The 10967-nt window shown below is 37.2% G+C and carries 18 protein-coding genes and 1 pseudogene; 10 read left to right on the top strand and 9 right to left on the bottom strand.

What is annotated here, in order from left to right; translation table 11 throughout:
* The 3 genes from CBG25_RS02085 to CBG25_RS02075 form a co-directional block, all read right to left on the bottom strand.
* On the bottom strand, positions 1-197 hold a 197-nt coding region (locus CBG25_RS02085), incomplete at its 3' end, for a hypothetical protein (RefSeq protein WP_290604058.1).
* Complete coding sequence (locus CBG25_RS02080; protein WP_290604199.1) at positions 175-354, bottom strand: hypothetical protein; 180 nt, start codon at positions 352-354, stop codon at positions 175-177. The genes CBG25_RS02085 and CBG25_RS02080, both read right to left, overlap by 23 nt.
* A gap of 1 nt (position 355) precedes the next feature.
* Entirely contained in the window at positions 356-1177 is an 822-nt protein-coding gene (locus tag CBG25_RS02075; RefSeq protein WP_290604197.1) for an antA/AntB antirepressor family protein, read from the bottom strand.
* 101 nt (positions 1178-1278) lie between these two features.
* Between CBG25_RS02075 and CBG25_RS02070 the strand changes: the two genes are divergently transcribed.
* Positions 1279-1617 (top strand): hypothetical protein, encoded by a 339-nt coding sequence (locus tag CBG25_RS02070; protein ID WP_290604195.1) that lies wholly within the window; start codon positions 1279-1281, stop codon positions 1615-1617.
* 669 nt (positions 1618-2286) lie between these two features.
* Here CBG25_RS02070 and CBG25_RS02065 read toward each other — a convergent pair.
* From CBG25_RS02065 to CBG25_RS02055, 3 genes are all read right to left on the bottom strand, one after another.
* Complete coding sequence (locus CBG25_RS02065) at positions 2287-2526, bottom strand: hypothetical protein (RefSeq protein ID WP_290604194.1); 240 nt, start codon at positions 2524-2526, stop codon at positions 2287-2289.
* Positions 2519-2860, bottom strand: coding sequence for a hypothetical protein (locus tag CBG25_RS02060; RefSeq protein WP_290604192.1), 342 nt, complete (start codon positions 2858-2860; stop codon positions 2519-2521). The genes CBG25_RS02065 and CBG25_RS02060 overlap by 8 nt, the downstream gene beginning before the upstream one ends.
* A 514-nt stretch (positions 2861-3374) precedes the next feature.
* Positions 3375-4076 carry a S24 family peptidase gene (locus CBG25_RS02055; protein ID WP_290604190.1) on the bottom strand — a complete coding sequence of 234 codons (702 nt, stop codon included), beginning with the start codon at positions 4074-4076 and terminating at the stop codon, positions 3375-3377.
* Between the two features lie 129 nt (positions 4077-4205).
* Here CBG25_RS02055 and CBG25_RS02050 point away from each other — a divergent pair, with 129 nt between their 5' ends.
* Positions 4206-4433 carry a helix-turn-helix domain-containing protein gene (locus tag CBG25_RS02050; RefSeq protein ID WP_290604188.1) on the top strand — a complete coding sequence of 76 codons (228 nt, stop codon included), beginning with the start codon at positions 4206-4208 and terminating at the stop codon, positions 4431-4433.
* Between the two features lie 152 nt (positions 4434-4585).
* Here the strand turns inward: CBG25_RS02050 and CBG25_RS02045 are convergent, their stop codons facing one another.
* Together CBG25_RS02045 and CBG25_RS02040 are read right to left on the bottom strand one after the other, a co-directional pair.
* Positions 4586-4894 carry a hypothetical protein gene (locus CBG25_RS02045; RefSeq protein WP_290604186.1) on the bottom strand — a complete coding sequence of 103 codons (309 nt, stop codon included), beginning with the start codon at positions 4892-4894 and terminating at the stop codon, positions 4586-4588.
* A 436-nt stretch (positions 4895-5330) separates the two neighbouring features.
* Entirely contained in the window at positions 5331-5660 is a 330-nt protein-coding gene (locus CBG25_RS02040; RefSeq protein WP_290604184.1) for a helix-turn-helix domain-containing protein, read from the bottom strand.
* 168 nt (positions 5661-5828) lie between these two features.
* Here CBG25_RS02040 and CBG25_RS02035 point away from each other — a divergent pair, with 168 nt between their 5' ends.
* The 7 genes from CBG25_RS02035 to CBG25_RS02005 all read left to right on the top strand — a co-directional run bounded on the left by CBG25_RS02035 (position 5829) and on the right by CBG25_RS02005 (position 9339).
* Positions 5829-6065, top strand: coding sequence for a YdaS family helix-turn-helix protein (locus CBG25_RS02035; protein WP_290604182.1), 237 nt, complete (start codon positions 5829-5831; stop codon positions 6063-6065).
* 106 nt (positions 6066-6171) lie between these two features.
* Positions 6172-6543 (top strand): hypothetical protein, encoded by a 372-nt coding sequence (locus CBG25_RS02030; protein WP_290604180.1) that lies wholly within the window; start codon positions 6172-6174, stop codon positions 6541-6543.
* 76 nt (positions 6544-6619) lie between these two features.
* Positions 6620-6766, top strand: coding sequence for a hypothetical protein (locus CBG25_RS02025; protein WP_290604178.1), 147 nt, complete (start codon positions 6620-6622; stop codon positions 6764-6766).
* Positions 6767-6972: 206 nt separating this feature from the next.
* Positions 6973-7977, top strand: a complete 1005-nt coding sequence (locus tag CBG25_RS02020; protein WP_290604176.1) for a hypothetical protein — start codon at positions 6973-6975, stop codon at positions 7975-7977.
* A 1-nt stretch (position 7978) separates the two neighbouring features.
* The gene (locus tag CBG25_RS02015; protein ID WP_290604175.1) at positions 7979-8830 is read left to right on the top strand and encodes an ATP-binding protein; all 852 of its coding nucleotides are present in this window, start codon (positions 7979-7981) and stop codon (positions 8828-8830) included.
* A 34-nt stretch (positions 8831-8864) separates the two neighbouring features.
* Entirely contained in the window at positions 8865-9110 is a 246-nt protein-coding gene (locus CBG25_RS02010) for a DUF1187 family protein (protein WP_290604173.1), read from the top strand.
* A gap of 19 nt (positions 9111-9129) precedes the next feature.
* The gene (locus CBG25_RS02005; RefSeq protein ID WP_290604171.1) at positions 9130-9339 is read left to right on the top strand and encodes a hypothetical protein; all 210 of its coding nucleotides are present in this window, start codon (positions 9130-9132) and stop codon (positions 9337-9339) included.
* A gap of 461 nt (positions 9340-9800) precedes the next feature.
* On the opposite strand, the gene CBG25_RS02000 is transcribed toward CBG25_RS02005, so the two are convergent.
* Positions 9801-10097, bottom strand: coding sequence for a hypothetical protein (locus tag CBG25_RS02000; RefSeq protein ID WP_290604170.1), 297 nt, complete (start codon positions 10095-10097; stop codon positions 9801-9803).
* Positions 10098-10327: 230 nt separating this feature from the next.
* On the opposite strand from CBG25_RS02000, the pseudogene CBG25_RS01995 reads away from it, so the two are divergent.
* A pseudogene (locus CBG25_RS01995) lies at positions 10328-10747 on the top strand (transposase); the annotation flags it as partial.
* Positions 10748-10967 lie beyond the last annotated feature (220 nt).

The raw sequence follows: 10967 nt of genomic DNA, 5'->3' as shown, positions 1-10967 counted from the left end.
CTTTTTTTGTCTATAGAAGGTTCAACTAATCGCCATAGGTCTTTAGGGCGGAAACATCTACTTTTTAACCATCGGCTAACCGTGTCATGAGATAAAGGCGATGGGCTGACTTCTGATAACGCCAAACTAGAGTATCTTACACTGCTTACTTGCAAGAATATTTTATAGATATCTTTAATGCATGGATAACCGGACAAAATATGAACATCCTGATTTTTTCTTGTTTTTAAATTTATACTTCTTTTTTAGAGACTGCGAAACTCGTGTCAGCGTCACGATGGCTTTTTCGCAAGCAAAAATATCTTTGGATGCGGCAATGATACGAGCGATAATAACGTCCTGATTCATCGTCATCTTAGGCCACCTGACTATATTTGTCGTGGGTAAATTCACCATTCCAGTCTTTCTTCATCGGTAGCTTACTTTTGAGGTATTGGTGATATAGCCATGAAGCCCCCTTTTTTAGCAGAACGATTTTGTAACACTGGCGTTGCCCGTAATCGTTTGTCATGATGAAGGGTGATTCGGTTAGATACGTATCTCTCGCATAGGAATGAACACGCCAGACATGAGCCTTGCTGATATCCTTTTTAGCATCGTAGAGAAAATTGCGCGATTCTAGAAAAAGGTTGACCTGGTTAATGTTTACGCCATTAAGCTGCTTGCAAAACTGGACAGGTGACATGCCAACTTGGAACAGGTTTTTTAGGCTATCGATTTCGGTTTCAAGTTGTTGAACCTGTACACCTAACAGTTGAACTTTTTTATGTTGTGCAGCCCATGCAATTGCGGATTCAGCAGGGTTAAGAAAATTGGGTAGACCTAAAGTTGTTGGGTCATTAGATAATTTCGGTTGTAAAATCCGTCTTTCGCATTCAATAAAATATTGTCTGGCCTGTTTCCCTTTTTCATTGCGTTCAACCATGGATAGTTCTTTCGCCATGTCGAGGGAAATGTGATAGTCAACCCTTGAACCACCGCTTACTAAATTTTTAGTAAGCGTTATAAAATCCAAGTTTTCTATAAAGTTATATTCTTTAATTCGATTTTTTATCCAGTCATTAAATCTGGATTTAATCTCTAAAAATGCATGTAAATCACGGGCATTAACCGTTTGGATTAGTCCGCCATTGATGTTTTTTGTTTCGATTGTAATTAGTTGATGTAATTTAGACATAAAAATATTTCTCCGTAATTAAACGAATGGAGCTATTAACGTGAAAGATTTTGCAGATTGAACACTAAACCCGTTATACTTACCAAAAAGGAGGATTTCCTATGGGTCAGGTTGCATTTGATACATTAAAATTTGTTGAAACGCTTGAAGGTGCTGGTTTGCCTAAAGATCAGGCTAAAGCGATTTCTCTGGCTGTCCGTGAATCACATGAAGCGGTTGATGTGGCGACTAAACGAGATCTTGATGATGTTCGCAAAGATTTAAGCACACAAATATCTGATGTTCGTAAAGATATGGAGTTACGTTTTGAAAAAACCGATGCTCAGATAGCCTTGATTCGCAAGGATGTTGAACATATTGCTACTGGACTACTTTTAAAACTTGGTGGTGTCATCGTTGTGACTATTAGTGCTGCAACGGCAATACTTAAATTCTTCTAATTCCTATGTTGCAGGTTCAAATCCTGCACAGCCCGCCAATCTGACGATGCATCTTCATCAGTCTTAAGTTCTCTTTTTTAAGATGCTTATTTTCTTTTGTTAAGCACTGTATGATTTCTTTGAAAGTGCGTGTTTCCATGTCGTCGTCATTCCATATATCAATACTACTTAAGTATCTTGAATCGCTTAAATTACAACTCCCATTAGTTACTCCAACCAAATTACCCATATTCGGGTGCTTTGACGTTACAATGCGTGGATTGTCCAGTTTCATTATGTGTACTCCTTGTTAACATTTACTGAAAAGTTAGGATGCATGCCGAGTGCCTCTCGGTGTCCGATTACAGTCATCACGGACGGGTAAACGCAATCAAACTATATTTAGCTATTGAAAGATAATTTATAGTTCTGACTGTCCCACGAGCGCAGAGCCGCATTCACACATCCTTAAATTGATTAGTTGTCTGATTGTTATTTAACCACTTATGATGAAAATGGTTTTGTGTATTCCCGCAACACATAAAAAGGAATAATGATCACCTTGATAATTCATTGATTATATTATGAGTGACTTGTTTATGATTAATGAGAAGAAAAGATTTGATCTTATGAATTGATTAAATTTTTGCCATCATTTCTATTGAAATGATAACATGGTAAGAATGTCAATTATGCTTCTATTCGATGAAATTCAATGTCTTCAGGTTCGTTTAAATCGATATTACCATAAATTCTATATTTGCTTGCTATATCAAGAATTTCATCATCCATTTCACTGGATGTCATTTGTGAAGTAACCACCTCTTCATATTTTTTATAATCTTCTTCTTTCATATCTACGGTATAGTTACAATCTGCTCTAACTTTAGCAATAATTTTAACTTTTACTGTTTTGTTGTTTTTAACCATTAGCACTCACTCCAAAATGGTTTTTAGGTTTATTGTTAAACCGTCTGGAAGTGTACAAAGCTGCAATAGGCAAACAGCAATTATCAAATGAGTCATAAACTTTAGTAGGGCGAATTGATATTGCTATTTCAACACGACTCATCACTTTCCTTTTCAGTGAAAGAACAGGGCGTTTAGCGTTTGGTGGTGTTTGTTGCTGAGAGGGTTTGCTTGGATTTAAGGCTGCTTTTAATGCCATATTAAGCGCTTTGTTATAGTTATAAGCTGCTTGTTTGGCTTTTCTACGCTCATGTCTCCGACGGCGAGCATTATCATAACCATGAAAGTTACACATATTACCTCCTACAATGGGTTTTGGTGGTGTGTGCCGGAGGTAACCGGATTATATTTACAGTCATATTGGTAGTACCCTGGTGTTGGTTTCAACTTAATGGCTGTATTTTGGTTATTTCACACACCCCAAAACCGACTGTTTGGGTGTTTTGTGGTTCGCTTTTTCAGCGAAAGGGTGTTAAAGAGCGGTAGTGTTCAACTGTCGTCACTTGCCTTCATTTTCATACGCCTCAGGCTGGCTACTTAGCAACGTTTGGCAAGGTTTCAGATAACTCATGGTATTGTCTGGCGTTTGCCTGTTGCAGTGAGTTGATGTGATGATAATAGGTTTTTCTATCTTAATTGTCAATCGTAAAAACGATTAAAATTAATGATTTTAAATAACTAAATGATAATATAGTGTTTTTTATCTAAAAAACGATTGCCGTTAATTTTGAAATGAAAAGTAGATTTGGAATATATAAATTGGTTGAAGGCTACTGATGCCCACTTGGATAGTGGGCTGATTTATGTGTTTAATCGATTTTTCCTGCTACATAATAGACTTTCCCTATTATTAGCAGCTCTGATGCAGAAACGATCAATTCTGGGTAATCATCAGATTTATAATTTTTTAATTTGATTTTATTTTCAGGCAAACTGTAAAGTGCGCGTATCATAAATACACCACCATAAGATACTAAATAAATCTTACCATTTTTAATATCTTTTATGCTCGTATCCAGTGCAACGGTAGAGTTTTCTTGAATAATCGGTGACATGCTGTCATCAGGTGCAATTATTGATATTGAATCTTTAATTGAGCTATTGGTTTCTTCAACTATATTTTTAGGTATTAAAAACATAGAATAAGTGTCCTCTTCACCCCTAACGCTAGGGGAAAGCACCCACTCAATGCGGTTGTATAATTTTAGTTTGACAACATTATTATCCTTTTCATAAGCTTTACTCTTGTCCGTGTAATGCGATACAGAATCAATAATTAATTGATTATTAGATTTAATCTCATGAGCTTTCATCTTTCCAATACCATCCGAAAGCCATTCAGGGTTGACATCTAAAACTTTTGCTATTTTTATTAATTTTTTTGTTCCTAATGCTCCGCCACTCGTCAGTCGCCATACGCTTGATTGAGCCATTCCGACAGCTTTAGCTAAAGCGCCTTGACTGAATCCTTTTTCTTGCATTGCTTGCTTGAGTCTCTCTGAAAAGCTCACCTGAATAACCTCACGAAGATATTTGATTAAATAATATCGCATGAACGATACATACGCAAAATAGCAAATACGATTGACAGTTTATTAATTGATTCTTATAATCGGTTTTGTCTATAGGAGATTCGATTAATGAAAAATTATGGAATAGAAACTGCTATCAAAATAGCCGGAAGTCAGAAAGCATTAGCAAAAAAATGCGGATTGGCTCAATCGACTATTTGCGATTGGTTAAATGGTAAAAAACCAGTATCTCCCAAATCTGTCCCTGATTTAGTTGAAGTCACCGGAGGTACAGTTCCTGCTTATCGTTTTAGACCTGATTTACCAAAGTTATTCCCTCATCCTGAAAGTGAATAATAAATAATTACGATTTTTAGTACCACCGCTCTTTAACAACCTGGCCTCCCTGAAATTGGGAGATTTTACCTTCCCAGCCTATCGGGAGGGAAAGCTATTATCTGAAACTTATGGATTAAGTGTAGAACAGGATTGCTGCAAAGACTATCAAATCATTTTGTCTGTATGCTATTTGATTTGCGGGTTTTTAAGTATTTTCTTGCAGAATAGAGATAAGTATTCGGTAAGCAACAGTTATCAAATGAAGGCTGAGGCTTTTTGTCTTTTAGATTGAGAGTGAGTGATGCAAGGGTATTAATGGTATCATCTTGCTTGTTGAATATGGAATCAAGGATTTGTTCTGTAGAACGGACTTGGCATTTTTGTTCTGCTTCCTGACGTTTTTTAGCCAGAAATGCAGCTCTACGTTCATATCTACGTTGGGCGTAGTTACTACGCTTAATGACGGTAATCTGTGTCATGTTGACCTCCAAAGTAAGTTTTAGTGGTGTGTGCCGGACATTTCCGGTTTGTACTCACAGTCCGTTTATTCCCTGGTGTAGAAACGAGATTTGACTGTTTTGTACATTTCACACACCCCAAAACTCACTCAATGATGGTTGATCCAAGAGTGCCTGAATCCGTTCTAAGATGTTAAAGAGCGATAATGTTTAGTTACTGATGACTACACTTGCCTTCATGTTCATACGCCTCAGGCTGGCTACTTAGCAACATCTGGCAAAGGTTCAGATAACTCGTGGTATTGTCTGGCTTTTGCCTGTTGCAGTGAGTTGACGAATAAAGTAAACCATAGATTTACTTTAAATGTCAACTTAAAATTTAATTATTGAGTTTTAGAAACAAAAAAACCGCCAAAATATGACGGTTCCTTTGAAGGATAGGGTATTTTTACTTTGGTTAGCTTAATCTATTACTTTCGTCTTTATTTCTACGTTTAATATATTCTTCGACAAATTTATCTAATTCTTTAAGCCTCAATTTAAAAGCAGAAATCATGGTTTCTTGCTCATTTAGAGGTAATTGATTAAAAATATCTAATAGTTCTTTTTCATTTTGGCGTAATCCCTGTCGTTCATCAACTTCTTCTCCATATAACCATTCTAGGGAAACGCCAGCAGCTTCAGCTATTGATATAGCTGAATTTCTACTTATATTCCCCTTTACGAACCATGAATTTACGGCTTGTCTGCTTACTCCTGCTATTTTAGCCATTTCAGATTTAGACATGCCTCTATCATTTAATTCTATAAGTCTCCGAACTAAAGGAGATTCTGACATTTTTCTTGTATTCATAAATAGCATTGTAAACTTTAACTTTATATTATCAATAAATTAAAGATTGACCTAATGTGTAAGTCTATGCTTTACTGTATTTACCTAAATAAGGAGATTTACATGACAGCACTTGAAATTGCCATAAAAAAAGCAGGATCTGTTAGAAAGCTTGGGGTAATGATCGGAGTTTCTGGAATGGCTGTTAGCAGTTGGAGAACTAAGTACCAAGGTATAGTTCCTGCAAAAAGGGTAATTCCCATACATTATGCTACAGGGGTTCTTCCCCATGAACTTCGTCCAGATCTTTACCCAAACCCAACAGATGGTATTCCTGCTAGTAAGCAAAATACTATCTGAGTAACACCGCTCTTTAACATTTTGACTCGCTCTAGGCTTTCTTGGAGCCACCACAACCTCATAGGAATATCGAGGTAGGGAATTTTATTACTTAAGGATTATAACCATGGAATATTCAAATACTATCAAAATCACCTGCAAACCTGAGCATTTAGAATCTTACTTCTACCAGAAGATGGCATCAGAAGGCGGTAATAACGGGTTTGCCAAATCACTAGGGATACACCCCTCAACAGCGAGTCGGGATAAAACCAGAATATTTAAATTAGCCTGTCAGGTCGTTTCAGAATACGGCTTGCCAAGGCATGTGATAAGTGTGCCTGATTCAGCGTCACAGGAGGTTGTTATTACAAATATCTCAGGCGAAGAAATACGCAAGCTGATAGATATGCTAGAGCATTTGAGATTGCCAAAAAAAGAAGCTCCAGAGTTAAAAAACAATGAAGCTTTAGAATGTCAGATCGAGTGTTGTATTTAATTAGAGATTTCAGGAAGTTTAATGAGAAGGGAAACGCCGAATTTCCCTTTTTTCTTTCAATTTCAGCGAGGTCATTATGCCAAAAAATCGCCGGTTTATCAATAAAAACCATGAAGAAAGGTTATACCCAGATAGCCCTAATGGGCTATTGGTTGCTGCGTGGAAAAATAAAGATTTTCCCGTCGGGGAGTATCAACAAGCCTGTTGCTCAATAGTGAAATAAAACTGCTTTCAATAAAAACAAGTTAGATACATCTAAAAAACACAAAAATAGGTTATTTTTTAATCTTATATAGGTCATTTTTAATTCAAAAATTGATTATTTTATCATCAATAGCTGGTTTTTTTGTAAGTCACAATTAATTTTGCTATTGAGCAACAGGCTTAACGTCCTGAAAAAGTTACCAATTAACTAAAAGAGATAAAATTATGGCAAGAGCAAGAAATATTAAACCTGGTTTTTTCAGCAATGATGATTTAGCTGAATGTGAACCATTAACAAGACTTCTGTTCGCGGGGTTATGGACAATTGCCGATAGAGAAGGTCGTCTTGAAGATAAGCCCCGTAAAATAAAAGTAATGGTATTACCTTATGATGAAGCGGATTGTGAAAAGTTATTGTCCCAGTTAGACAGTAAAAATTTTATCACTCGGTATTCAGTTGATGGAAATGCCTACATCCAAATTAATAATTGGAAGAAACATCAAAATCCTCATTGTAAAGAGTCACCCAGTGAAATCCCTGAACAGATTACTCAATTTATTGATAATACAGCTGCACCAGAAAAGCACCATACTAATACAGTGCAAGCATCAGACAAGCACTTAAAACCTAAAACCCAACAAACGAACGAACAAAATTCAAACACTTCTCATGTTAGTTATCATCAATCGGCATTGACGTCTAAACAGGATGAACAGTCAAATAATCTGTCGCCGGCTGTTGTTCAGGAACATGATGAATTATTTCAACCTACTGAAAAACAAGAGGAAAAAGAAGAGCACCATATAAGCACCATGCAAGCACCATACAAGCACAGTTTTAATCCTGCTGATTCCCTTAACCTGATTCCCTATAACACCCAAGCCGAAAAAATGGCTTGTGAGGATGAAGGGGAAGAAATATCTGCTGATGTTCATTCGATGTCAGAAAGATATGCGTTTGAGGGAAAGGTGATACGCCTGAATCACAAAGACTTCGCTGATTGGCAAAAACTTTACCCCAATCTCGATCTGCACAGTGAATTACTGAGGCTGGATATTGAGTATCAACACGACAAACCGAAGAAATGGTTTATTACCACGAGTCAGAAACTGAATTACCAGAACAAACAGGCTATAAGAAATTCTGTTCGAAAGGCTTCAGGTATGGTGACTAATTTTTCGCATTTTGATTATGGTCAAACCGAAATTCCATCATGGGCGGAGGTGTAACATGGGTTATCGAACAAAAATAGAATCATTGAAAGCTCGGTTGGAAGAAACACTTCAAAAACCGAAAGTGATAGAAAATACTGTCGTGCAGGAGATAACTGTCACTTGTGAAAAACACGGAGAATATCAAACCTACAAGCGAAAATTATTGAGTTTTAGAGGGATAGAAACACAAGGTGAATGCCCTGAATGCCTAAGAGAAAAAATAACAGCGCTAGAGCAGGAGTATCAGGCGGTTGAGCGTAAGCGGATTCATCAGGAAAAACTTGATTTACTCAGATTTTTCAATGTTCCGAAACGGTTTGATATGGCTTCTTTGGATAATTATGAACCCGTCAACAGTTACGCCAGACAGTGTTTGGCTGTTTGTAAGTCCTATGCTACAAAATGGCCTGAAAGGTTGAAACAAGGCGGAGGATTGGTTATGTGCGGTAAGCCAGGGACAGGAAAAAACCATTTGGCAATTGGAATAGGGAAATCGATTATCGAAAACTTCATGGCTTCGGTCAGGCTGACATCAGCTATTAAAATTGCCAGAAATTTTAAGGCGACGTGGGCGAAGGATTCAGAAGAACGTGAGTCAGATGTGATCGAGATGTACGCTTCACCAGACCTACTTATCATCGATGAGGTGGGTGTTCAATTCGGTAGTGACGTGGAAAAAATGATTTTATTTGAAATCATTAACTGTCGTTATGAAAACTTAAAACCAACGATATTAATTAGTAATTTGCCCAAGGAAGAATTAGCGACTTTTGTCGGTGAGCGAGTCATGGACAGGATGAATGACGGAGGAGGTTGTACACTAACGTTCACTTGGGAAAGCTACCGTTCACGCAAAAAAGCCGCTTAGTCTTACTCTTAAATTATTCGTATCAGGACCCTCAATGAAATACCAAATCGAAGCAACCATTGTTAAAAATGGTGGCGAGCCTGTGCATTGGTGTCGCTTTAGCGACAAAGCACTATCAGAAAAAGATTGCTTGAAAATGTTATCCCAGCCATCCATGTTTAGAATGCAATTTAAGGAAATTGATTATTACTGGACGGAAGGCAGTGCTGGAAAGCGTGACAAACTGCCAAAAGTATCAATAGAAAATTTCACCTATACTCCGCTAAAAACCACCAAATAAAAATCAAATAGGCAACAACATGAAAATTCAAGGCATGGCAAATCGCCGTGAGGAATACCTTTGTGCCCAAAGTGAGGACTCCGGTATATTTAACCTACGAAAAGCGGTTATTTCGGGGAACTGGTCAGCCATTAACAACGGTATCTGCACATTAACGGATTTAGGACTGAGGCACGATGGTAATGGCACGAGTTTCGCACAGGCATATAAAATTCTAAAAATGGCTTAAAAGCAATGATTAATCTGCAAGTTACTAAAAAACATAAATTTTATTAAATTACAATAAGTTGTATTTGATTTATAAGGTTTTGACTATTTATATATCATGCTGAATTAAACTTAAAAATAGAGCGTTTTTTTATTGGTGCGAAACTCGTGAATCTGTCATTTTGACGTTGGTATCGACTTTACCTTCACTATCAACAAAACCAGAAGGAACACAACTACTCAAAAAGAATTTAATCATCTCGGATTTCATGCGGCACCTCCGATACTCCGAAGGTACTGACGCTGACGGGTTGTAAGATATTTTGATGTGTGAGCAAAACTCAAAAGCTGCTCGATTGATATGCCGCACGCTTTCATTATGCGTGCAATATGCGTACTATTTCGCATAGTCCGACTCCTAGTTAGCTTAGGTTGTTAGATCAGGTGCTTGTTGGGATTGCCGTCCCTTCAAGTACCGCTAATTTAATCTTGTTTTTCTATTGCTGTAGTAAATGCAACTCTATCTCCATTAAAAATAAAATTTGGGTTAATAAAATAATCTCCTTGCTTTAAACATCTTGCGATTATTTGAGCCCCCACTAGCTCTTTAATTCCTCTAGTAAATGTTGCTTGAGATAATTTTTGACCTGAGTCAGATAAAAATTCTTCTAAAGCGTATTTATCTAATACAACTCTATCTTTGTTCATTCCTGAATTTTGCACAGTAAAAATCAATACATTTAAGGCTTTAAGCCCAGCAGAACCTAATTCAAAAGTCATCGCTATATTTTCAGCGAAAAGTTTTATAAATTTTCCTCCACGAGTTTCGCACAGGCATATAAAATTCTAAAAATGGCTTAAAAGCAATGATTAATCTGCAAGTTACTAAAAAACATAAATTTTCTTAAATTACAATAAGTTGTATTTGATTTATAAGGTTTTGACTATTTATATATCATGCTGAATTAAACTTAAAAATAGAGCGTTTTTTTATTGGTGCGAAACTCGTGATGGATAAGAAGTACAAATTCATCAGAAAAATCGTCACCGATACGGCCAGCACCCACGACAGTCAGCATTTCGAAAGGGTCATTGACAAGGCCAACACCAATCGCAATATCTACGCCGACCGAGGCTATCCCTCTGCGGAGCGGGAAGCTTGGCTGAAGGCAAACGGCTATAGGAGCCAGATTCAGGGTAAAGGCCATCGAAACAAACCGTTGTCCAAGACTCAGCAAGGGCGAAACCACAGGATTGCAAAGACTAGGGCACGGGTTGAACATGCATTTGCGGCGATGGAACAAATGGGTAGAAAACTGATCCGCACCATTGGACAGGTGCGCGCTAATTTTGCCATGACGATGATGGCAGCATGTTACAACCTAAAGCGGTTGGCGTACTTCCAGAGCGCGTGCATCGTGGCTTTCTGACGCCCAGAATGGGTCAAATGGCCCTAGCCAGGGCAATGTGCGATAGAATCAGTAGCGTGATAATCAAAAAAAATCTAATTATTTAGAATGAAATGTATTAGTCTTAACTTAATCTGACAATTCTGATTTAAAAAAGAAAGTTACCGGTTTTAATTAACATCATTAGATAATTAAATAAAAGGTAATTTTATGTATCAAACAAATAATCCTATCATCAAAC

The sequence above is a fragment of the Arsenophonus sp. ENCA genome (assembly GCF_002287155.1).
In the GTDB taxonomy this organism is placed as follows: domain Bacteria; phylum Pseudomonadota; class Gammaproteobacteria; order Enterobacterales; family Enterobacteriaceae; genus Arsenophonus; species Arsenophonus nilaparvatae.
Note: the sequence above shows the minus strand (reverse complement) of the source record. Positions and strands in the feature narration are given on the sequence as shown.

Excerpts from the sequence above, each read along its gene's own strand:
- CBG25_RS02080 (WP_290604199.1), bottom strand. The coding sequence starts at position 354 with ATGACGATGAATCAGGACGTTATTATCGCTCGTATCATTGCCGCATCC.
- CBG25_RS02075 (WP_290604197.1), bottom strand. The coding sequence starts at position 1,177 with ATGTCTAAATTACATCAACTAATTACAATCGAAACAAAAAACATCAAT.
- CBG25_RS02070 (WP_290604195.1), top strand. The coding sequence starts at position 1,279 with ATGGGTCAGGTTGCATTTGATACATTAAAATTTGTTGAAACGCTTGAA.
- CBG25_RS02065 (WP_290604194.1), bottom strand. The coding sequence starts at position 2,526 with ATGGTTAAAAACAACAAAACAGTAAAAGTTAAAATTATTGCTAAAGTT.
- CBG25_RS02060 (WP_290604192.1), bottom strand. The coding sequence starts at position 2,860 with ATGTGTAACTTTCATGGTTATGATAATGCTCGCCGTCGGAGACATGAG.
- CBG25_RS02050 (WP_290604188.1), top strand. The coding sequence starts at position 4,206 with ATGAAAAATTATGGAATAGAAACTGCTATCAAAATAGCCGGAAGTCAG.
- CBG25_RS02045 (WP_290604186.1), bottom strand. The coding sequence starts at position 4,894 with ATGACACAGATTACCGTCATTAAGCGTAGTAACTACGCCCAACGTAGA.
- CBG25_RS02040 (WP_290604184.1), bottom strand. The coding sequence starts at position 5,660 with ATGTCTAAATCTGAAATGGCTAAAATAGCAGGAGTAAGCAGACAAGCC.
- CBG25_RS02035 (WP_290604182.1), top strand. The coding sequence starts at position 5,829 with ATGACAGCACTTGAAATTGCCATAAAAAAAGCAGGATCTGTTAGAAAG.
- CBG25_RS02030 (WP_290604180.1), top strand. The coding sequence starts at position 6,172 with ATGGAATATTCAAATACTATCAAAATCACCTGCAAACCTGAGCATTTA.
- CBG25_RS02025 (WP_290604178.1), top strand. The coding sequence starts at position 6,620 with ATGCCAAAAAATCGCCGGTTTATCAATAAAAACCATGAAGAAAGGTTA.
- CBG25_RS02020 (WP_290604176.1), top strand. The coding sequence starts at position 6,973 with ATGGCAAGAGCAAGAAATATTAAACCTGGTTTTTTCAGCAATGATGAT.
- CBG25_RS02015 (WP_290604175.1), top strand. The coding sequence starts at position 7,979 with ATGGGTTATCGAACAAAAATAGAATCATTGAAAGCTCGGTTGGAAGAA.
- CBG25_RS02010 (WP_290604173.1), top strand. The coding sequence starts at position 8,865 with ATGAAATACCAAATCGAAGCAACCATTGTTAAAAATGGTGGCGAGCCT.
- CBG25_RS02005 (WP_290604171.1), top strand. The coding sequence starts at position 9,130 with ATGAAAATTCAAGGCATGGCAAATCGCCGTGAGGAATACCTTTGTGCC.
- CBG25_RS02000 (WP_290604170.1), bottom strand. The coding sequence starts at position 10,097 with ATGACTTTTGAATTAGGTTCTGCTGGGCTTAAAGCCTTAAATGTATTG.